Annotated in this window: 18 protein-coding genes; 7 read left to right on the top strand and 11 right to left on the bottom strand. The window is 68.7% G+C overall.

Annotation, left to right across the window (positions count from 1 at the left end; translation table 11 throughout):
• Positions 1-607 precede the first annotated feature (607 nt).
• Together JHY01_RS24570 and JHY01_RS24565 are read left to right on the top strand one after the other, a co-directional pair.
• A complete protein-coding gene (locus tag JHY01_RS24570; RefSeq protein WP_205328355.1) occupies positions 608-1,486 on the top strand; it encodes an aminoglycoside phosphotransferase family protein in 879 nt (292 codons plus the stop codon).
• Between the two features lie 3 nt (positions 1,487-1,489).
• Positions 1,490-2,041, top strand: coding sequence for a GrpB family protein (locus tag JHY01_RS24565; protein ID WP_205328354.1), 552 nt, complete (start codon positions 1,490-1,492; stop codon positions 2,039-2,041).
• Positions 2,042-2,049: 8 nt separating this feature from the next.
• Here the strand turns inward: JHY01_RS24565 and JHY01_RS24560 are convergent, their stop codons facing one another.
• The 5 genes from JHY01_RS24560 to JHY01_RS24540 are packed head-to-tail and all read right to left on the bottom strand — an operon-like array spanning position 2,050 to position 8,091.
• Positions 2,050-3,954, bottom strand: a complete 1,905-nt coding sequence (locus JHY01_RS24560; protein ID WP_205328353.1) for a beta-L-arabinofuranosidase domain-containing protein — start codon at positions 3,952-3,954, stop codon at positions 2,050-2,052.
• 4 nt (positions 3,955-3,958) lie between these two features.
• Positions 3,959-4,783 carry a carbohydrate ABC transporter permease gene (locus tag JHY01_RS24555; protein ID WP_205328352.1) on the bottom strand — a complete coding sequence of 275 codons (825 nt, stop codon included), beginning with the start codon at positions 4,781-4,783 and terminating at the stop codon, positions 3,959-3,961.
• Positions 4,780-5,760: a carbohydrate ABC transporter permease gene (locus JHY01_RS24550; protein ID WP_374199591.1), complete on the bottom strand. Its 981-nt coding sequence runs from the start codon at positions 5,758-5,760 to the stop codon at positions 4,780-4,782. Before JHY01_RS24550 ends, JHY01_RS24555 begins: the two co-directional genes overlap by 4 nt.
• Before the next feature lie 12 nt (positions 5,761-5,772).
• Positions 5,773-7,020: an extracellular solute-binding protein gene (locus JHY01_RS24545; RefSeq protein ID WP_205328350.1), complete on the bottom strand. Its 1,248-nt coding sequence runs from the start codon at positions 7,018-7,020 to the stop codon at positions 5,773-5,775.
• Between the two features lie 45 nt (positions 7,021-7,065).
• Entirely contained in the window at positions 7,066-8,091 is a 1,026-nt protein-coding gene (locus tag JHY01_RS24540) for a LacI family DNA-binding transcriptional regulator (protein ID WP_205328349.1), read from the bottom strand.
• A 217-nt stretch (positions 8,092-8,308) separates the two neighbouring features.
• On the opposite strand from JHY01_RS24540, the gene JHY01_RS24535 reads away from it, so the two are divergent.
• Positions 8,309-10,039 (top strand): CBM35 domain-containing protein, encoded by a 1,731-nt coding sequence (locus JHY01_RS24535; RefSeq protein WP_205328348.1) that lies wholly within the window; start codon positions 8,309-8,311, stop codon positions 10,037-10,039.
• A 49-nt stretch (positions 10,040-10,088) separates the two neighbouring features.
• Here the strand turns inward: JHY01_RS24535 and JHY01_RS24530 are convergent, their stop codons facing one another.
• Positions 10,089-12,902, bottom strand: a complete 2,814-nt coding sequence (locus tag JHY01_RS24530; protein WP_205328347.1) for an Hsp70 family protein — start codon at positions 12,900-12,902, stop codon at positions 10,089-10,091.
• A 120-nt stretch (positions 12,903-13,022) separates the two neighbouring features.
• Between JHY01_RS24530 and JHY01_RS24525 the strand changes: the two genes are divergently transcribed.
• The gene (locus JHY01_RS24525; protein ID WP_205328346.1) at positions 13,023-13,442 is read left to right on the top strand and encodes a DUF4259 domain-containing protein; all 420 of its coding nucleotides are present in this window, start codon (positions 13,023-13,025) and stop codon (positions 13,440-13,442) included.
• Positions 13,443-13,493: 51 nt separating this feature from the next.
• Here JHY01_RS24525 and JHY01_RS24520 read toward each other — a convergent pair whose 3' ends face one another.
• Positions 13,494-13,667 (bottom strand): hypothetical protein, encoded by a 174-nt coding sequence (locus JHY01_RS24520; protein WP_205328345.1) that lies wholly within the window; start codon positions 13,665-13,667, stop codon positions 13,494-13,496.
• 513 nt (positions 13,668-14,180) lie between these two features.
• Here JHY01_RS24520 and JHY01_RS24515 point away from each other — a divergent pair.
• The gene (locus JHY01_RS24515) at positions 14,181-15,419 is read left to right on the top strand and encodes an MFS transporter (RefSeq protein ID WP_205328344.1); all 1,239 of its coding nucleotides are present in this window, start codon (positions 14,181-14,183) and stop codon (positions 15,417-15,419) included.
• Positions 15,420-16,822: 1,403 nt separating this feature from the next.
• On the opposite strand, the gene JHY01_RS27085 is transcribed toward JHY01_RS24515, so the two are convergent.
• Both JHY01_RS27085 and JHY01_RS24505 read right to left on the bottom strand, forming a co-directional pair.
• The gene (locus JHY01_RS27085; protein ID WP_205328343.1) at positions 16,823-17,071 is read right to left on the bottom strand and encodes a DUF397 domain-containing protein; all 249 of its coding nucleotides are present in this window, start codon (positions 17,069-17,071) and stop codon (positions 16,823-16,825) included.
• Complete coding sequence (locus tag JHY01_RS24505) at positions 17,071-17,931, bottom strand: helix-turn-helix transcriptional regulator (RefSeq protein ID WP_205328342.1); 861 nt, start codon at positions 17,929-17,931, stop codon at positions 17,071-17,073. The genes JHY01_RS27085 and JHY01_RS24505 overlap by 1 nt, the downstream gene beginning before the upstream one ends.
• Positions 17,932-18,172: 241 nt before the next feature.
• Between JHY01_RS24505 and JHY01_RS24500 the strand changes: the two genes are divergently transcribed.
• Both JHY01_RS24500 and JHY01_RS24495 read left to right on the top strand, forming a co-directional pair.
• Entirely contained in the window at positions 18,173-18,526 is a 354-nt protein-coding gene (locus JHY01_RS24500) for a hypothetical protein (protein ID WP_205328341.1), read from the top strand.
• A complete protein-coding gene (locus JHY01_RS24495) occupies positions 18,516-18,854 on the top strand; it encodes a hypothetical protein (protein WP_205328340.1) in 339 nt (112 codons plus the stop codon). Before JHY01_RS24500 ends, JHY01_RS24495 begins: the two co-directional genes overlap by 11 nt.
• 188 nt (positions 18,855-19,042) lie before the next feature.
• Here the strand turns inward: JHY01_RS24495 and JHY01_RS24490 are convergent, their stop codons facing one another.
• Positions 19,043-19,516: a hemerythrin domain-containing protein gene (locus tag JHY01_RS24490; protein WP_205328339.1), complete on the bottom strand. Its 474-nt coding sequence runs from the start codon at positions 19,514-19,516 to the stop codon at positions 19,043-19,045.
• Positions 19,517-19,590: 74 nt separating this feature from the next.
• Positions 19,591-21,174, bottom strand: a complete 1,584-nt coding sequence (locus JHY01_RS24485) for an AMP-binding protein (RefSeq protein ID WP_205328338.1) — start codon at positions 21,172-21,174, stop codon at positions 19,591-19,593.
• Positions 21,175-21,178 lie beyond the last annotated feature (4 nt).

Below are 21,178 nucleotides of genomic sequence, written 5' to 3'. Positions count from 1 at the left end.
CACCGATTACAACACGACCCGGAGACACTCGTCTCTGGGCCAGATCTCACCGATCGACTACGAACAGCGGCAGGCTAGCCTCGCCCTCGCCGCATAGGACGGTGTCAACACCAAAGGGGTAAGCCCCCAGCATGCCCACACCAAGAAACCCACCCCAGCACACCCCACCATCGCGGCTCGCCTGAACCCCAAGCCCGACCGAGCCGGGAAGCCGGAGACAGACCCGAACTCCACCCCCGCCTCCTTGTCGCTGACAGCCTGAACCTGGACCCGATCAGACCTAGAGGCCGGAGAAGGACCCAGCCCCTCCCCCACCTCTTCATCGCCGCCCGCCCGAACCCCAACCCGATCGAACCGAGAGGCCGGAGACAGACCCGGCCCCTCCCTCACTTCTTTGTCGCTGCCTGCTCGAACCGTATTCGAATCGAGCTCGGCAGCCGGAACACCGCCCGAAGGGAGCCGCACCTTGTTGTCGCGGACAGTCCGAACCGCATCCCAGTTGAGCCGGGTATCCGAAACACCACCTCGAAGGGGACGAATCTTGGCCGGGTTCGTGTTCTGCCTGTGCGGGTAGGGTGGGCGCGAACCTGCGGCGAAGGGATTCGGGTTGAGCGACTTTGCGATCGATGAGCGGCTGCTGCGAGACCTCCTCGAGGAGCAGCATCCCGACCTCGCCGGGCTGGAGCTCAAGGCCGTGGACGGCGGCTGGACCAACCAGATGTGGCGCCTCGGCCCCGACCTGGCGGTGCGCGTACCCCGCACCGAAGACGCCCCCGAGCTCCTGGAGCGGGAGCACCGCAGGCTCCCCGGCCTCGCGTCGCGTCTGCCGTTGCCCATCCCCGTGCCCACCAGGCTCGGTCGACCGTCCGAGCCGTTTCCGCACACCTGGCTCGTCACCACCTGGGTCCACGGCACGCCCGCCGACCTCGCGCCGATCACCGACCCCGCATCGGCCGCCGTGCTCGCCGAGTTCCTCACCGCACTCCACGTCGAAGGTCCCGCCGACGCCCCCGCGAACGACCGCCGCGGCGCGCCCCTCCACACCATGGACGAACACTTCGAGCAGGCACTCGAACGCCACCCCGACGTGGACGCCGACCGCGCTCGCGCAGTCTGGCGGACCGCGGTGGAAGCGCCCCGACACGACGGGCCCGGCGTGTGGCTTCACGGCGACCTGCACCCTGCCAATGTCGTCGTCGAAGACGGCGGCCTCGCAGGGGTGATCGACTTCGGCGAGCTCTTCGTCGGCGACCCCGCGGTCGATCTCGCCGCCGCTTGGATCCTGCTGCCCGACGGCGCCGACGTGGCGTTCTTCAGCGCGTACAAAGCGGCCGACGAGGCCACCGTGCTGCGCGCCCGCGGCCTCGCGCTCGTCAAGGCACTGGTCCTGCTCGACATCGGCGTCGCGGGCGAGCGCGGCTGGGCCGGCGGCAAACCGACCTGGAAGCCCGCCGGTGAAGCGGCCATCGTGCGCGTCCTTCGTTGATCCATGGCAGGAAGCATCGACGCCAACTTGCACATCCTCGATTACGACCCCGACTGGCCGCGCCAGGCGGCCGAGGCCATCGACGCTCTCGACGCCGCCGCGCCCGGCCTGTTCGCGGCGATCGAGCACATCGGTTCCACGGCGGTGCCCGGGCTGGCGGCCAAGCCCGTCATCGACCTGATGGCCGCCGTGAGCGAACTCGACCAGGTCGAACCGCATCTGAAGGCACTGGCGGGCAACGGTTTTCGGCCGCACCGGAACGGCATGGTCGACCGGCGGCTGTTCGTCCGCGCCGACGGCGGCGTCCGCAGTCATATCCTGCACGTGGTCGACTCGGCGAGCTGGCCGACGAGAAACCAGCGGATCCTCCGCGACTATCTGCGAAACCACCCCGCGGACGCTGACCGCTACGCGCGCCTCAAACGCGCGGTCGTGGCAGCAGGCACGGCGCCCGGCGAGTACGCGCGGGTGAAGACCGCGCTCGTGCAGGAACTGACCGACCGCGCCCGCGCCGAAGTCGGTCTGCCGCCTTTATCGGTCTGGGAAAAGCGTTGAGGCCGCCGTCAGATCGTGGGCAGGAAGACCCTCATCGCCGCGCTGCCTCGCTGCGCCCACCGGTGGTAGGGAATCAGGCGGACACCGGAGGTCTCGGCGGACCGGTCCCTGCTCGGCGGGGTCGAGTGATACGGCAGTGCGGCCTGCTTCGCGGGGTCGACGGGCACTGAAGCCGCCCGGACGATCGCTCCGTCGCCCTCTGCCAGCGGTAGCTTCGTCGTGTCGATGCGGAGCGTTTCGATCGCCTGGGGCTCAGCGAGATCGGTGGACTCGGCGCACAGGACCAAGGGGCCGCGTTCGACCGCCACGCAGCCTCGGACCGCGTCGATGCGCTCGTCGGGCCACGTGAACCGCGGGTCCACAGGCAGGTTGAGCTCGATGACCTTGCCGGCCTTCAACGGGCCGGGGACGACCGACCAGCCCGGTTCCACGGCGTACGCGGTCGTCTCGTCGGCGAGGCTCGCTCCCTCGGCCCAGTCCGGGATCCGGAGCCGCAGTTCGATCGGGTCGCTCGGGGTTTCCAGGACCTCGATGCGGATCGCGCCCGTTCGCGGGTACTCCGTCGAGATCCGGAGGGCCAGCTCTGCTCCGTTCTCGAGCGCGATTCGCATGTCGCCGTTGGCGTATTGGAGCAGCGAGACCTGGTCTCCCTCGACGGAGGCGGCGTAGGCCTGCCAGCTGGCGAGGGTCCGCGCCAGGTTGGTCGGGCAGCAGGAGACGTCGAACCAGGGGGCGCGCACGCCGCCCTCGGCTCTCGGGTTGACCTCGTCGGGCCGCACATCCGCTGCGGCGCTTCGCTGGTGCAGCGGGTTGGCGTAGAAGAAGGCCTTCCCGTCCTCGGCCGGGGACGCGGCGATGACGTTGTAGAAGGTGCGTTCCATCAGGTCCGCGTACTTGGGCTCGCCGGTCGCCAGGTAGAGCCGCCACGACACCATGTTCGAGGCGATCCCGGCGCAGGTCTCGCAGTAGGCGCGGTCCGGCGGGAGTTCCCAGTCCTCGCCGAAGCCTTCGTCCTGGTGGCGTGAGCCCATGCCGCCGGTCAGGTAGGTGCGGCGTTCGACCGAGCGGGCCCATTGGCGTTCAACGGCGTTCAGCAGGTCGGTGTCGTCCGTGTCGACGGCGACGTCGACCGCGCCCGCCGCCAGGTAGAGCGCTCGCACCGCGTGGCCGCGCCAGGCGTCGGCTTCCCGGATCGGGAGGTCGTCCTGGAAGTAGGAGGCGTCCAGCAGGGTGACGGGCTTCAACGTTCCCCGGCCGCGTCGTTCGATGAAGAGGCGGGCCTGTTCGGTGTAGCGGGGCTCGCCCAGGGCGCGGCCCAGTTCAGCGAGGCCGACTTCGATCTCGGGGTGGCCGCAGATGCCATCCTGGCCGTCGGCGCCGAAGGTCCGGCAGACCTCGTCGGCCGCTCGCCTGGCGACCTCGACCAGCTTGTCCTCGCCCGCGGTGCGCAGGCGCGCGACGGCGGCCTGCAGCAGGTGGCCCGTGCAGTAGAGCTCGTGGCCGGACGAAAGGTCGCTGTACCGTTCCGCTTGTCCCCCATGCCCATAGCAGGTGTTGAGGTAGCCGTCGCCGTCCTGTGCTGCGGCCACGCGTTCGGTCAGGGCGACGAAGGTCTCGTCGGCCCAAGCCGAGCCGGTCCTGCCGTACTCCCAGGCGAGCGCCTCCATGAGCTTGTAGATCTCCGAGTCGGAGAACTGCCAGCCGGGCCGTTCCCCGTCCGTGTCGCCTCGGGCGACGCGGTCGAAGTTCGCGATCCAGCCGAGGCGCTCCATCCACTCCAGACAGTGCTGGAGCGTGGCGGTCGCGTTGACGGCTTGGAGGCCGCCCCAGAACCCGCCTCGGAGTCGGAATTCGTCCACGCCGAGGCCTCGCAGTCGGCCGGGCGCGTCGACTGGGACGGTGTTGTCTCGCACTGGTTCAGTCCTTCACGGCACCGGCGGTCACACCGGCGGCCACATATCGTTGGGCGACGACCAGGAGGATCGCCGCGGGGAGCGAGGCGACGACGGCGGTGGCCATGATCGCGTTCCACTGTGTGGTGTTGTTCCCGATGTACTGGTAGATCCCGAGGGTGATCGGCACGTATTCGCTGGAGCGGCTGAGGGTCGAGGCGAAGATGAAGTCCGACCAGGCCCACAGGAACGCGAACAGCGACACCGTGAGGGTCGAGTTGCGGCTCACCGGGAGGATGATCTTGGTGAAGGTGCCCCAGGCTCCGGCGCCGTCGACGCGGGCGGCCTGGATGAGCTCCTTCGGGATGCCCGCCATGAAGGTGGTGTAGAGCAGCACTCCGAAGGGGACGGCGATCGTGGAGTCGGCGATGATGAGGCCCCACACCGTGTTCAGCATCCCGAGGCGCACGTAGATCGCGTAGAAGCCCATGGCCATGACCACCGCGGGGATCATCTGCGCCACGAGGAGCAGGAAGTTCAGCGCCCGGCCGCCGCGCAGGTTGAGGATCGCGAGGGCGTAGCCCGCGGGTGCGGCGATGACGATGGTGAGCAGGACGCAGCCCGCGCCGATGGCGAGGCTGGTGCCCAGCGCCGGGAGCTGCTGGGCCAGTGCGGCGTCGAACCCTTCGAGGGTCGGGTGCGCGGGGAACCAGTTGGTCTGGCGCAGTTCGGAGGTGGGCGTGAGGGAGACGTTCACCATCCAGTAGACGGGGAAGAGCATGATCGCGGTGAAGACGAGGCCCAGGCCGGTCTTCCACCAGGTTCTCGACGACAGCGGTCGTGCGGTCATCGCTGGCCTCCGTTCCGCTGGATGCGCAGGTGGACGAAGCCGAACACGAGCGCGATGACGATGAGCAGGTTGCCGATCGCGGCGGCGGGCGAGAAGTCGGGCTGCCCGGTGCCGAAGGCTTCGCGGTAGGACCACACCGCGAGGGTGAGCGAGGCGTCGCCGGGGCCGCCGGTGGTCATGATCCAGATGACGTCGACGACCTTGAGCGTGTAGATGAAGCCGAGGAGCAGGGTGATCGCGGAGACGGGGCGCAGCAGCGGCAGCGTGATGTGCCAGAACTGCTCGCGGGCGTTCGCGCCGTCCAGGGAGGCGGCCTCGTAGGTCTCCGTGGGGATCTGCTGGAGTCCTGAGTAGAGGATCACCAGGTTGAAGGGGATGCCCAGCCAGATGTTGGCGATGATCACGGCGGTGAGCGCGGTGTCCGGGGAGGTGAGCCAGTTGATCTGCTCGCCGCCGAAGGCCTCGATCACGGAGTTCACGATCCCGTTCTCGCTGTTGAGCATCCAGGCCCAAGTCGAGGACGAGACGATGAGCGGCAGGAGCCACGGCACCAGGAAGAGCGCCCGGAGCACGCCGGAGAGGCGGAAGTTGTTGCGGAAGAACACCGCCAGGGCGAGGCCGATCGCGTACTGGAACGCGATCGAGACGACGGTGAACAGCGCGGTGTTGAGCAGGGCGGTGCCGAAGGAGTCCGAGCCGAAGACTTCGGCGTACTTGGCGAAGCCCGCGAATTCGGGGTCGCCTTGCACGAAGGCCCGCACGGTGTAGTCGTGGACGCTCAGTTCGATGTTGCGCCACAACGGGTACGCGTAGAAGACGAGCAGGTAGGCGAGCAGCGGCGGGGCCCCCCCGGGGGGGGCCCCCGGCGGGGCCCCGCGGGGGGGGGGGGGGGGGGCGCGGGGGGGGGGGGGGGGGGGCGGGGGCCCCCCCCCACTGCCGGACGCACGGCCGGTCGTGGTGACCGAGGTCGTGGTCATGGCAACTCCGTCTTATTCGGTGGCCGCGGCCGCGTCGGTCTGCGCCTGGGCCAGGGCGTCGGCCGGGGTGGCCGAGCCGGAGAGGGCGTTCTGGACGGCGGTCCAGAGCGCTTCGGAGATCTTCGGGTAGTCGGTGCCGAGGTTGTCGCTGGTGCGGCCCTTGGCGCCGCGGACGGCGTCGACCCACGGCTGGAGTTCGGGCTGGGCCTCGAGCAGCGCGGTCTGGCCTTCGGCCGTCGGCGGGATGTAGTAGGCGAAGGTGGTGGCGGTTTCGACGAAGCCCTCGGGGGTGGTCATGCACTCCACGATCTGGCGGGTGACGTCGTAGCGCTCGGTGTCGGCCTGGACGGGGGCGATGACGAACTCGCCGCCGGTGGGCGCGGGCGCGGTGCCGCCGTTCTGGGCGGGCAGCGGGATCACGCCGGTGTTGAAGCCGGCGTCGAGGGCGCTGTTGACCTGCCAGGTGCCGTTGACGGCGAAGGCGTATTCGCCGGTGAGGAATTCTTCCCAGGTGGTGTTCTGGGAGTTGGTGATGACGGAGTCGGGCGCGTAGCCCGCGTCGAGCCAGCCGGTCCAGAGTTCGAGGGCGGCGACGGCTTCGGGCGAGTCGAGCTGGCGGAGGTCGGCTCCGGCGCCCCAGAACCAGGGCAGGAACTGGAAGGAGCCTTCTTCGGTGCCGATGCCGGCGAAGGTGATCCCCTTGGCGCCGTTATCGGTAACCTTCGCAAGCGCGTCCGTGAGCGAGGCCCAGTCGGTGACGGACGCCGGGTCGACGCCGGCGGCGGTGAGCACGTCGGCGTTGTAGTAGAGCGCGAGCGTGTTGGCGCCCACGGGGATGCCGTAGGTCTGGTCGTCGACGACGCCCGCGGCGAGGAGGTTCTCGTCGACGCCGGAGACGTCGAGGCCGAGTTCGTCCATTGTGGTGAGCATGCCGGTGTCGGCCAGGGTGGAGACGGCCGGGTTGTCGAGCAGCATGACGTCCGGGCTGGTGCCTTCCTGGGCCGCGAGCAGCGCCTGGTTGGTGAGCGCGGTGGTGTCGAACGGGGTGCGTTCGATGGTCACCCCGGCCGCGTCGCCGCAGGCGGCGACGCGCTTCGCCCAGTCGGAGTCCTCGGCGTGCTGAGGGTAGGGGTCCCACCACGTGTACGTGTCGGCGTCCTGGTCGGTGCCGCCGCCGGACGAGCAGGCGGTGGCGAAGGCCATGGCGGCGCAGGCGACGCCTGCGGCCGCGGCCTTGAAGAGGGGTCTGGTGGATCGCATTTCGGTGTTCCTCCTTGAACGGTTTTCAGTGCTTTGAGGGATGGGTTACTGCCGGGACGCCGGCAGGGCAGTGCTGCCCCGGTCGACGAGTTCTGGGTGGACGAAGCGGACCACGTACGGGTCGCTCTCCGGGACCTGGTTCTCGATGCGGCGTACGAGTTGGCGTACGGCCATGCGGCCCAGGCGGTCCGGGGCGCTCTCGATCGAGGAGTAGGGCAGGGAGAAGGACCGGGCGAACTCGTCCGAGTAGCGGCCGATGACGGAGAGGTCGCCGGGGGTCTCGAGGTCGCGGGAGCGCAGGACCGTGGGGAGCGCGGCGGCGGCGGCCTCGTTGTTGAGGAGCAGGCCGGTCGCGCCCGGGTGGGCGTCGAGGAGGGCGTGCAGGTCGCGGCCGATGTCGGGCTGGGTGGCGGCGCCGAACACGGTGTGGAGGGTGATCCCCTTGGCGGCGGCGGCTTCGAGGGCGGCGTTCTGGAGGCGCCAGACATAGGCGCCGCCGCGTTCGACGACGTGCTCGGGCTGGGAGACGAGGATGAGTTCGCGGTGGCCGAGGCGGGCGAGGTGCTCGACCATGACGCGGCCGGCCTCTTCGAAGTCGAGGTCGAAGACGTCGACGCCGGTGCAGTCGCGCGGGAGGCCGACGAGCGCGCCGGGCTGGGCGGCGGCGCGGAGCACGGGCAGGCGGTCGTCGTCCTCGGCGACGTTGAGGAGCACGACGCCGTCGACCATGCGGGAGTCGGTGATGCGCTTGAGGGCGCTGCGGCCGTCGGCGTCGGAGCTGAGCAGGATGTCGTAGCCGAGGTCGCGGGCGGTGTCGGTGACGCCTTGCAGGTACTGGAGCATCGCGGGCGCGAACTCGTCGGGGAGGAACTGGGCGAGGAGCCCGATGACGTTGGAGCGTGAGGTCGCGAGGGCCCGCGCGCCGGCGTTCGGGGTGTAGCCGAGGTCCATGGCCGCCTGGCGGACCCGCATCCGCACCTCGTCGGAGACGGCGCGCTTGCCGGTCATCGCGTACGACGCGGTCGAGCGGGCCACGCCCGCGGCGCGGGCGACGTCGCCGATGTTGACCATGCTGTGCCTCCTCCGAACCGGTTCGATCCGTGGCTTGATTCGTCGAACCGGTTCGGAGCTTAACCCCGTGATCCGTCTGACGCAAGTGCCGGGTGAAGACGTTTCCCGTGTATATGCCTTTGTTATATCGAAGAACTTGCATCGAACGAAGTTCGAAACTAGCGTCAGACCTCCATCGACGTGTCGAACCGGTTCGACTTATCGACTAGGAGCACTCATGCAATCCACCCGCAGATTTCCCCGGTTCCGCCGGGCTGCGACGCGCGCGGGCGTCATCGCCTTCGCCCTCGGCGCGGTCATAGCCGGGAGCGCGGTCCCGTCCCAAGCGGCGGGCCTCACGCTCACGGTGAACGTCGCCGACGTCGTGCGCCCCGCGACACAGGTCGCCGCCGGCGGCCTCTACGGCGTCGGCTCGGACTCCCAGCCGACCACCGCGATGCTGCTGCCGCTCAACCCGACCAGCTTCACGCAGCCCGCCCCGGGCACCACGCACCTCGGCAACGGCGCGACCGAGCCGTGCTGCGACTCGCTCGACGTGGGCGACAACCTCGTCCGGGCGGGCGCGCAGCAGTTCATCCGCATGCCCGACATCTACCCGACGTTCCCCTACCAGTGGCAAGGCTGGGCCGACTGGGAGTCGAAGGTCCGCGCGCAGGTCCAAGACCGCCTGGCCGAGACCGACATGACCAACATCCGCGGCTGGGAGCTGTGGAACGAGCCGGACTGGACCTGGAACACCAGCCAGGCGGGGTCCTTCAACTCGGGCTGGGAGCGGACGTACAAGCTCGTGGACTCGCTCGACCCTGTGACGCCGATCGTGGGCCCCAGCGACTCCTACTACGACCACAACCGGATGGTCTCGTTCCTGACGCACGCGAAGAACACGAACACCATTCCGGACGTGATCGTGTGGCACGAGCTGACCGACATGGACTGGAACAACTTCGACGATCACGTGGCCGACTACCGCGCCATCGAGGACTCGCTGGGGATCCCGGACCGCCCGATCGCGATCAATGAGTACAACAGCTTCAACCAGATGGACATCCCCTCCGTTGCGCTGCACTGGATGGCAGTACTGGAGCGGCACGGCGCGCGAGAGGCGCACCGGGCGTACTGGTTCGAGGCGGGCACGTTCGACGGCCTGTTCACGCTGCAGAACCAGCCGACCGCCTCGTACTGGCTCTACCGCTGGTACGGCGCGATGACCGGCAACATCGTGGAGACCACGCCGCAGTCCTGGCTCGACGGCGTCGCCTCCTACGACTCAAGCCGGAAGATCGTGAACACGGTCTTCGGCGGCGACTGGGGGAACAACACCGTCCGGGTCGAAGGGCTCGGCTCGTTCGGTTCGCAGGTGCGGGTCCAGCTCCTGTCGACGCCCGGTTCGGGCCGCCACACGGCGGTCTCGGCCCCGACGACCATCTCGACCACGACGATGAACGTCTCAAACGGCGCGATCTCGGTGCCCGTCAACAACATGGACGCCGAGGCCGCCTACCAGCTGGTCGTCACTCCGGTCAACGGCCCGACCACGACGTGGCAGCAGGTGTACGAGGCCGAGAACCAGACCGTGGTGAACGCCAACACCTTCGGCTCGGGCAACGCCTCGAACGGGTACTACGTGGGCCAGATCGACGGCTCGGCGGACATGCGCTCGCACTCCTTCGTGGACTTCACGGTGAACGTCCCGACCGCGCGGAGCTACACGATGACCATCCGGTACGCCAACGGCACCGGAGCGAACTCCACGCATGGCCTGGCCTACAACGGCAGCGCCTGGTCCACGGTGACCTACCCGCCCACGGCGGGCTGGGGGCAGTTCAGCACGGTGAACGTCACGGTGAACCTCAACGCCGGGTACAACATGATCCGCCTGGCGAAGGGCTCGCCGTACTTCAGCGGCGGGACCGGTTACGCCGAACTCGACAACATCACCCTCGCTTGAGCGAGGCGAACGGGGCCGGGCAGGAGCCCGGCCCCGTTCGCGTTGCCTGTCAGCCGAGCTCGGGGACCGTGAACACCCGCGCCTTCATGTCGCCGCCCAGGACGACGAGGAGATCGCCCGCGAACGAGGCGTGTTCGGGCAGATCGGCGCCGACCGCGTGCCCCGCCGACCACGAACCGGTCGCCGTGTCGACGACCGCCACGTCCCACCCGCCCATCGTCGAGACCTTCATCGCCGCAAGGCCGCCGCGGACCGCGATGGCCGAGGTGAACAGCTCGCCCTCGACGACCTGCCGACCCTCGAAGTCCAGCACCTGCGCCGAATCGACGGTGTCGAAGACCTGGTCGCCGTGGACGAGGCCGCTCGGTGTGGAGTACCACTGGTCGTCGACCGCCCAGTCGACCCCGACCTCCCACACTTGGTCCCCGGTCAGCGTGTCGACCGCGATGGTCTTGTACTGGTCGTTGGCACTGGTGTGGTCGAGCGCCGCGCAGACCAGGTGCGGCCCGCAGGCTTTGACGTGCTGGACGCTCAAGGAGACGTCGAGTTCGATGCGCCACGCTTCGCCGAAGTCGGACAGCGAGTGGGCGATGAGGGTGTCGCGCCCCGGGGAGGCCGCTTCGGAGGCCTTGCCGATGACCAGGTCGTCGAAGACCGTCCAGTATTCGCTGTCGACCGGCAGGTCGCCGCTGGTGACCTCGTCGCCGTCGGCGGCGTCGCGGACGACCGCGGTGCCCTCGTCGGGGATCAGTTCGACGATTTGATCGCTGGCGGCGAGATTGTCGTAGAGGGCGTTCGAGTTCGGCGGGACCTCGCCCAAACCGTCCTGGCCTTCGTTCCATACGGTCGCGGCGCGGATGCGGTACTCGTCGATGATGAACAGGTCGTACGGGCCGGACTCCTTCCACACCTCCTCACCGGTGAGGAGGTCGACACGGATCACGGCGTTGTCCTCGAAGCCGGTGCGCTGCTCCACGATCGCCTCGCTGCCGAAGTAGGCGACGTCGTTGCGGTCGATCCAGGGGCGCTTCCACAGGAACGCGCCGCCGTCGAGCGCGACGGCGGCGCGCATGTTCTGGCCGCCGTCGGTGGCCGATTCGGGGGCGTCGACCAGGAGCACACCGCCGACGACGGTGAGGGAGAGCCCGGTCGGCTCGAGTTCGAGTGCCGCGCTCCAGACGGGATCGCCTTCGGGCGAGACCGCATTCACCATCGTCTGGCCGTCGACGACCTCGGCGAGGATCGCGAGGCCGTCCGCCGCGACGACCGCGCTCGCACCGCCGGCGTCGAGCTGCCGCTCGTAGGCGAGCGTGAGTTCCGGGCCGGAGCCGCCGCTGAGGTCGTCCAGGTTATCGGCGAGGCCGTCGATGAGATCGCCCGCACCGTTCCCGAACAGGCCTCGCAGTCCGGTGCTGTTGAGCACCACGGCCATCGCGATGACGATGACCACGACCACCGAGAGGACCGAGGCGAGGACCCGTGTCCGCTTCGGCTCGCGCCGCTGCGGCAGCGGTCCGGTGTAGACGGACGGCTGGTACGGCGCCTGCGGCGTGAAGGGCGCGTGCGGCGGCAGGCTGCCCGGGATGGGCTGCGGGGGGCTGCCCTGCGGCATGCCGCTCGGGCTCGGCTGGGGGCGATTGCCCTGCGGCGGGCTGGCCGGGCCGGGCGCCGGGAACGGCGTGTACGCCGCGGCGGGCACGCCGGCCTGCGGTGTCGCGGGCGGGCTCGAGCCCGCCGGTCCGGCCTGAGGGGTCGCGGGCGGGCTCTGCACCTCGCCCTGGTCGGTGACGGCGAACCGCAAGGCGCCGAAGGCGACCGGCAGCTCAGGCTGCTCGGGCACGGCGGGAGCGACGCCGAGGCGGGCATGCAGACGGGTGGCGACGAGCGGCATCCGGCTGGAACCGCCGACGAGCAGCAGCGCGGCGAGTTCGCCGGGGGCGACGCCCGCGCGTTCGACGGTACGGCGGGTCTCGTCGACGGCGCGCGAGACGAGCGGGTCGGCAAGGGACTGGAGCTCGTCGCGGGTGAGGTGCAGCCCCATCGGGTTGTGGCCGGGGAGGGCCACGGGCGCGGTCGAGGTGCGCGAGAGCATCTCCTTCGCGGCCCGCACCTCGCCCCAGAACGCGAGGCGGTCGCGCAGGTCGGCGGTGGTCTCGGGCTCGGAGAGCCGTTGCCAGAGTTCAGGATCGCGGCTCGCGACGACGCGGCCGAGATGGGCGGCGAGGGCCATGTCGACGTCGAGGCCGCCGAGGTCGTCGAGGCCGCCGACGGCGAGGGTCCGGAAGCGCCCGGTGTCGTCGTCCTCCCGGCGCACCACGGCCACGTCGAACGTGCCGCCGCCGAAGTCGAAGATGGCGACGGCGCCGCCGCGCGGGATCTCCTGCCCGAGGATCTCGGCGCAGTACGTGGCGGCCGCGATGGGCTCGGCGAGGAGCCGGACGCGGCCGAACCCGGCGAGCACCGCCGCGCGTTCGAGGACGGCGCGGCGGACCGGGCCCCAGTCGGCGGGATAGGTCAGCACCGTCTGGGTCGGCTTCTGGCCCGAGGCGGCGGCGGCTTCGGCGACGCGGCGCAACCCGGTGGACAGCAGCTCCTCGACGGGGACCTCGCGGTCGCCGAGGAGCACGGCGCTGTCGTCGATGCGACGCTTGGGATGCGGCTCGAAGCGCGCGGGGTCGGAGGAGGCGAGGCGCTGGGCGTCGCGTCCGGTGTGGAGTTTGCCGTCGGCGTCGAGGTACACGCCGGAAGGGAGCAGCGGCGAGCCGTCGAAGAGCAGGGAGCGGGGCTCCAAGCCTTCGCGGCCGACGACGGCGACGGTGTGGGTGGTGCCGAGGTCGACGGCGAGCCATATGGGGGTCTGCAAGACGGTCCTGTTCGTGGGCGGTGGAGGGGCGGGGACCGGTGATCCTCCGCGAGGATATCGCGGTGTCGGACCCTTGATCTACTGTGACGCCATCATCCGATCTGGAGGACGGGGCATCACATGGGGGCTTGGGGATACGGGCCGTTCGAGAACGACGCGGCGCTCGACTGCGTAGCCGACCTGGCCGACGCCGACCCGAGCGCGGTCAGGAGCGGCCTGCTCGCCGCGATGCGCGAGGCCACCGGCAGCGAGGAATACCTCGAGAACCCCGAGGCCGACGCCGCCGTGGCGGCCGCCGTCCTGGTCGCGGCGCGTCTCGGCGCCGACCCGGCCAGCGGATCGGCAGAGAAGCTGCTCGCGTCCCACCCGTTCGAGGCCGACGGCGAACTGCGGCTGGAGGCTCTTCGCGTCTTCGACCGCGTCACCGATCCGCGCGAGAGCGAATGGCACGAGCTGTGGACCGACGCCGGAGCGCTCGAGCAGGTGCTGGAACTTCTCGCGCCCTACCGTGCGGCGCTGAAGGCGACCTCGGCCGAGTGAGCCCGCCGGGCCTCGACCTCGCGTTCGGCGGGATCGAGACCCTGAGGCCCGTCACGGGTTGAGGGCGGTGATGACCACCAGCTCCGACTCATCGTGCGGCAGGTACTTGACCCGGACGACCATGCCCGGCTGCACCTGCGGCAGCGCGCTCGCGTCGATCGGCTTTCGCTGCGCGAGGTCGAACGTCGACCGGTCGGCGCGGGTGACGCGGAACTTGAGGTCCATGACGGCGCGGTCGCCCTGGAGTGCGGATCAGGCCCGAGCGGGCACCGTACCCGGGCCATAAGGTTCACCAAGCTGCGTGACACCGCCGAAGGCGGTAGGTCCGCCCCACGGTCCGCAGGCCCGGTACGAGCCGAAGGCGCCAGATCCGCAGGCCCGGAAGGTGGCCCGGTCCCTGCCGGTGCTCGTAGTCGGGAACGGTGTTCGTACGCGGACCTGGCGCCTTCGGCGCCGTCACGCAGCTTGGGGAACCTTGGGTCCTGGTCACCGGGAACCGCAGGACACCGGCACCAGGGTTGACGACCCGACCACGGAACTGCTGAACCCCAAACTAATCGGCATTGCAGCTAACCCGGACCGACTCGCTCAGGCGTGGCAACGAGCCCAGCACCTCGGTGTCGGCCCTCATCATGGTCGACCCTGATCAAACCGGTTGCCTTCCAACGGCAACCTGGCTAGCGTCCGTTCAGGCCCAGCCGACCGTTGAAGGGAGGCTGCCATGTACGAGGGGCGCGGATGTATTTGAGAGCCGATTACCGCAGGATCTGGTTCGGCAACGCGTCAGCCAACCTGGCCGACGGCATCACGTTCATCGCGCTGCCGCTCCTGGCGACCACCGTGACGGAGAACCCTATTGCGATCGCCGGTCTGGCGTTCGCGTACTCGTTTTCGCGCATCTTTTCGGTGCTCGGCGTCGGCGTGCTTGTTGACCGCGTTGATCGTCGCCGTCTGGCGTACCTCGCGAACTTCTCCCGCGCCGGGATGTTCGTCGTCCTGACGGGGCTCGTGCTCCTGGACGCCGCACCGATCGCCACGCTCTATCTCGTCTACGCCGTGATGGGTGTCATCGAGACGATGGCCGACGGCGCGGCGCGGGCCCTCCTGCCCCAAGCGGTCCCCCCAGATGGACTCGACAAGGCGAATTCACAGATCGCCGGGACGCAACTGGTGATCGACGAGTTCATCGGCCCGCCGCTGGGCGGGCTCCTGTTCGCCATGGCCGCATTCGCCCCATCGGCGCTCAACGCCATCGCCTTCGCGGCAGCGGGTCTCGCCTTCTGGCGGTTGCGCGGCGACTACATCATCACCCCGACCGAGATGGGCAAGCCACGTGCCAGCGTCCGCGCGGACATCCGCGAAGGCGCCGTGTGGGCGATGCGGCATCGGATCGTGCGACTGCTCATCGCTCTCAGCGGCATCACTTGTGTCGCCTACATGATCCCTTTCTCATACTTGGTCCTCTATGCACAAGAGGAGCTCGGTCTCGACGGGACCGGCTACGGCCTGCTGCTCGCGTTCTCCGCCCTCGGAGGATTGGCGGGAAGCTTCGTCGCGCCGAGGCTGCGCAAGCGCATCGGCTACGGGTGGTCGATGTTCGCGGCGCTCATCACCGGTGCCGCCTCGTTCGCCGTGATCTCGTTGACGACCAACCTCGTCGTCGTGGCGATCGCGCTTGCCGTCTATATCGCGCACGCGGTGGTCTGGGGCATCATGGCCACCACGGTCCGGCAGCGAGCCACCCCGAACGCGATGATGGGCCGGATCGGTTCGCTGGACGGCTTCATGGGCCTGATCGGCCTCGCTCTCGGAGCGGTCATGGGCGGACTGCTCGCCTCCGGACTCGGCTACCGGACGCCGTTCGCGATCGCCGGAGCGTTCTTCGCCGCCGGCGCGGTGCTCTGCTTCATCTCGATCCGCAGTCTCCGCGAGTGGGAGGACAACAACGTACACGCAGCGATGTCAGACGTGAACTAGCTCCTGGGAACAGGCTCTGGTCGGGCTCTCCGCGCGCGATCGGAGGGCGCATAGGAGGCCGAAAGTTGGACGGTGTCCTGCTGGTCCCGGAGAGGTTGCGCTTCAACCGGTCAGCGACGAAAAGGTGCGAGGCGGGGCGAGGTCGGTTGGCGGCGGCCGGGCGTGTTCGGTTGGGGTGCGGTCGGTTTGACCTGAACGTGAATACTTTCTCCCTGTGTGGGTGTTGCCGGTCGTGTCGACTCGGGGGATCATTGAGGTACGCACAAAGGTTTGGAATCCGTACAGGAGTCGAGTAGGTGCAAGCAGACTACGACAAGCCTCTAGCCGACCGGCTGACCTGGCGGTTCCCAGGCCACCACCCGTTTCGATGGGGTGGTGGCGCTGGCCCTCTCGTGCTATCGCGTCCCGCAGCTGTCCGCTCTCAGGTTTCTGATCGGGTTGGGTGGGAGACGGATCGGTCGGGATCACCCTGACCGGACCGCGAGTGCTCTGAACGAGGCACACCATGTCCGAGAGGATGCAACGCCGACCATAGCGGGAGTCCGGACATACAGGCGGCGTCGGTGAACGCAGCGAACAGGACCGTCCCCCAGGGGCGGCGACCGCGTGCACACCAACCCGCCGAAACCACAATCCGCCCACAGGCATCCACGGATGCGACACGAGCGACGCCCAAGAAAGCCCGGAAGGGTCAGGAGCGGAAGCAGAAAGAGAGGCAAGAGGACAAGACCCCGGCAGGGTAGGTCGAGAAGCCGCCTTGCACTGCCATGCAGGCCAGTCGAGCACCACGCATCACCGGTGATCGATGGTCGGGGAAGGAACCGGCACGACCTCACCGGGGGTGCCTTGACGCCCCCGCCCTCAGGACGATTCGGCTGACATGGGGGCAGCGGCCTCGGCGGCTTGGGCCAGACGCAAGCGGCAATGACACCCGCCGAACGCACACCTGGAGCGCTGACGGATTGCTATGGGAGCGCGGGAGAGAGGAGACACGTCATGGAACACCAAGGCTCGGCCCTTGTAGGCGCTCCCTCGGAGCGTTATGCGCACAAGCGACCCGATAACGGCTGCTGCGATGGCGACACCGCCGCTCCCGGTTCGATCCCCGCCCCAGCCGCACCGGCTCGGCGCCAGGGCACAGGCAGCGCACCGGAACGACCGGCCCGGCTCCGGCGAGGCCCACGATCGGCCCGGACCCGGACACGCACCCGAGGCATTCGCCCACACCACGCCGTCGCTGATCGGTTGTGGCCCAACTGCGAACCGGCCCGGCCCCGGCAGCGCCGCCTCGGGTAGACCTCACAGCTCCATCGCTGATCGGTTGCAGCCCAACCGAGAACAGATGCAGCAAGCTGCCACGCACCCTCGCACGAGAGCACGAGTTCGAGGGTGCGGACGGGAGATTAGGAGGTGAAGTCGAACTCGCCGTCTTTGGCCCCGGCGAGGAAGGCATCCCACTCGGCGCGGGTGTAGATGATGACCGAACCTTCAGGGTGGTGAGAGTGTCGCACCGCAATCCGGCCGGAGTCGTCGCCCAGTGGACCAGCTTCAACGCAGTTGCCGCCGTTGTTGGTACTGCGAGTGCTGATCTTCCAGCGGATACCGGCCAGCTCTTCGCGCGAGAGCTGTTGCTTGGTGCCGGTTGTCTTCACTAGTACTCCTTCAAGATGGCTTTGATCAGGGCGTTTGATCGCGAAGGGGTGAGAGCGCCCTTCCACAGATCCTCCCACGCGCGATGAAACCGCTCGACACGAGGTGATTCGATGTACAGACCGCCGCCAAGCGATTCGACATATGCAACGCTCGACAGCTCGTAGGGCATCTCGAACAGGGTGAAGCTCCCGAGGTGACCGGAGTGAGGGCCGTGATCGGTGGACATGATGCGCAGCTCGACACTGCTGCGCTCGCCGACTTCAAGCAAGTGCTCAAGCTGCTCCCGCATCACCTTCGGGCCACCAATTGGCCGTCGCAGCACGTGTTCTTCCAAAACCGCAGCCAGCGGCGTGGTGTTCTCACCGATGAGCACACGCTGTCGCTCGACTCGAAGCTCCAGCCAGCGCGCAAGCTGTTCCTCGGAGGCGGTGTCCTTCTCGGCGTTGCGGATTACGGCTTCGGCGTAGCTGGGGGTCTGCAACAACCCATGAAGCACCAGCGCTTGGTACTCCGAGATCTGCTCTGCGCGAGACTCCAGCCAAGGGACGTTGATGAAGTCCTTCGTGTGCTCCTCGTTATACGGGTCCCACCAGTCGGTGCGCCACATGTCATCGCAGAGTTGCATCACGCCGCTGCGGAACGACTCGTCCGACACGCCATAGAAGGTCAGCAGCGCGATCACATCGCTTCGCCGGATCGTGTACTCGCCGTTCTCGTAACGGCTGAGCATCGTGGCGTCGCGCTGGATGAACTCTCCGGCTTCCGCCAGAGTGTTGCCGCGTTCCTTGCGCAGGTCTCGGAGAATCTTCCCCAGCCATTGAGATCGGAGGCTTGGTTCTGGTCCGGGTTTGCGCGGCATGAGGTCCTCCTGGCAGCGGTGTCGGGTTGTAGACACTTCCGAAAATTCGTAGCTGCAAACTTGTACTGATGCAGCAACTATGCCATGCTACCAATCAGGCACGATGAGTGCATCTTGGGATTCCAGGGATGGGGTTCGTGAGATAGGACATTTCGTGCCCTCAACAGAAGCCGACCGGGGCGGGACACCTGGCTACCAACCTGCACCCGCCCCGGTCTCAACAGACATCGGAGGTAAATCCGTGTCCTCGACCATTGTCGCGCACGCACCCGACAATCCCAACCGTGATCGGGGCCCGGGGGTCCCGCTCATCCGGGGGAGCTTCACCGACAAGCACACCGACTTCACCGTCTGGAGCTCAGCAGTCGAAGCGCCCGACTCCTTTCAGGTCGCGGTGACCAACAACCCGGCCGATCTCGTCCTCATCGTCTCCGGCGTCAACACCGGAATGCTCCACGCCACCTGGGGCGAGGAGTGGCGAACCTACGTCCCCGAGTGGAAGGCCTGGGTCCAAGACGCGGCTTTCAAGGTCTTCTACACCGGCCGCGCCGACGACCGGCCCAATCCGGGGGCGGTGCGTTTCTGTGACGGCTGAATCGCTCAACGCCCCAAGCGAACCCGAGCCCGAACCAGTCCCCGCAGCCGATCCGGACCCGCATCCGGACAACGACGGGTGGCTCGGCACCTTCCACCGCGGCCCGGCCGTGTTCTCGGTCTTCCGCGAAGTCGCGACCGACCACCCGCTGACCGCCTCGGAGTACCGCATCGAATGCAACGACGGTGCCGGTCCCCGGGTGATCTGCCAATTCTTCGATGACCCCGAACCCACACCCGAATGGTTCGGCGCCTGGAAGAACGACCAGTGGTGCCCGTGGATCCTCAAGCGGGCGTTCCGGCTGATCGCCAAACCCGAGAGCACCTGAATCCCGCTCGCGGGGAACAGAGGTGGGCCGGGGGGGGGGCGGGGGGGGCCCCCCGCCCCCGCACCTCCACCCGGCTAGGCCACGGGGCGGTAGGGGGGGGGGGCGTCCTCCCCCCCCGTACCCCGGCGGGGGGTCACATGGGGGGGGCGGGTCGATCCGCTTGCGGATCGACCGGCCCACGAACCTCCTCAGGCGAGCTCGCCGAGGAGTTCGGTCGGGTCGCCTTCGAGCGCGAGGGCGTCCAGAACGGAGAGGAGCTGGTTCTCCTCATACCTGAAGTGAGTCTCCATGACCGCGCCGATGCCGTCCAGGTGGCGGTGAAGTTCATCCGGGCCGGCATCCGAATCCATTGCGGCACTGAGCTGGCCGATGAGGTGTTCGAGCATGTTGTGGTCGCTCATGAGGTTCGCGATCACGGATTTGAGCTCGGGATGTTCGGCGATGACCTGCGGGAAGAGCCCGCCGTCCTCGCTGCGGTGGTGGCCGCTGAGAGCCGAGCAGAAGCCGCGGCAGAACAGGAGGAGGTCCTGCCCGCCGGATTCGTCGAATTCGCCGTCGATCGAGCGGCGGGCGAGGTCGAGCGCCTTGCGGAGACGCTGGTGGACATTGCGAAGCTGGGTGCTGAAAGCGATCAGGCGGTCGGTCTCTGAAGAAATGGACATGCTCCTTGGATCACGGCGCCCCGCCCAGAGAACGAGGGCACCGCGAACGATGCTACCCGATTAATCAAGCTTGACTAAGCGGCGTAAAGCAGCTGGAGTTCGCGCTTGAGGATCTTGCCGCTCGGGCCGAGCGGCAGGGCCTCGACCACGTGGACCACGCGCGGGTACTTGTAGGCGGCGATCTTCGCCTTCACGTAGTCGACGAGCTCGGCCGGGTCGGGGTCGGCGCCTTCGGCCGGGACGATCGCGGCGTACACCTCCTGGCCGTGCTCCGGATGCGGCACACCGAAGACCGCAGCGAGGGACACCTCCGGGTGGCGGGAGAGCACGGCCTCGACCTCGGTCGGGTAGACGTTGTAGCCGTTGCGGATGATCATGTCCTTCTTGCGGTCAACGATGTGGATCACTCCATCTCCGTCCACAGTACCCAGATCGCCGGTGCGGAACCAGCCGTCGACGATCGCCGCGGCGGTGGCGTCGGCGCGGCCGAGGTAGCCCTTCATGAGGTTGTGGCCGCGGACCACGATCTCGCCCAAGGTCTCCCGCGGCAGCAGCTCGATGCGGTCGTCGATCTCCGAGTCGGCGATCTCGACTTCGACGCCCCAGATCGCCTTGCCCACGGTGCCGGGCCGGATCGGCTCGGACACGAGGTTGAAGCTGCACACCGGCGAGGTCTCGGTGAGTCCGTAGCCTTCGTGCACCTGCGCGCCGTACGCGGCCTCGAAGGCTTCGAGCAGCGCGGTCGGCAGCGCGGCACCGCCGGAGATCGCGTACCGCAGCGGCGGCCGGTCGGCGGTGCGGTTCGCGGCCGCGACCATCCCGGCGTAGTTCGTGGGGACGCCCGCGAACACCGTCGCCCGGTGCCGCACCAGCAGCTCCAAGGCCTCGTCGGGGTCGAACTTCGGCAGCAGGATAATCGCCGCGCCCCGCCGGAACCCGGCGTTCAGGACCACCGTCTGGCCGAAGGTGTGGAAGAACGGCAGCCCGCCGTAGAGCACGTCGTCGGGCCGGTACTCGAACGTGTCGAGGAGGCAGGTGTGGACCTGCTCGATCACCGCCAGATGCGAGCCCACCGCGCCCTTCGGGGTCCCGGTGGTGCCGGAGGTGTAGAGGATCGTGGCGGCCGCGAGCGGGTGGACCGGGACGTAGCGTTCGATCGGGGTCGTGAACGCGGCTTCGTCTTCAAGGCGCGCAACGGGTTCGCCGTCGAGCTCGAAGCCTTCCGGGGCGAGGACGGTGAGGAGCGGGACCCCTGCGAGCGCGGCCGCAGGTGCGGCCTCGCCGAGGAGCGGGGCCGCGGCCACGACCAGGTCCGCGTCGGCGTCTTCCAGGACGAACCGGATCTCCTCGGCCTTGAACAGCAGATGGATCGGCACCACGACCGCCCCGAGCGCGAGCGCCGCGTAGTAGACGCGCGGGAAGTCCGGCACGTTCGGCACGATCATCGCCACCCGCGAGCCCGGCCCGATCCCGCGTGCCGCGAGTGCGCCGGCGTAGGCACGGGTCTGGTCCCAAAGGGCCCCATAGGTGATCGTCTGCCCCATGAAGTACAGGGCCGGGGCCTCGGGGCGGCGTCGCGCGGACTCGGCGAGGATGGCCGCGATCGAGAGCGTCCCCTGGCCGGGGCCGTCCAGTGCGAGGTCGGGCTGGTGCGCCATTGCA

It is taken from the genome of Glycomyces sp. YM15 (assembly GCF_016918015.1).
Taxonomy (GTDB): Bacteria; Actinomycetota; Actinomycetes; order Mycobacteriales; family Micromonosporaceae; genus Glycomyces.
This window is presented reverse-complemented; position numbering and strand designations above follow the sequence as displayed.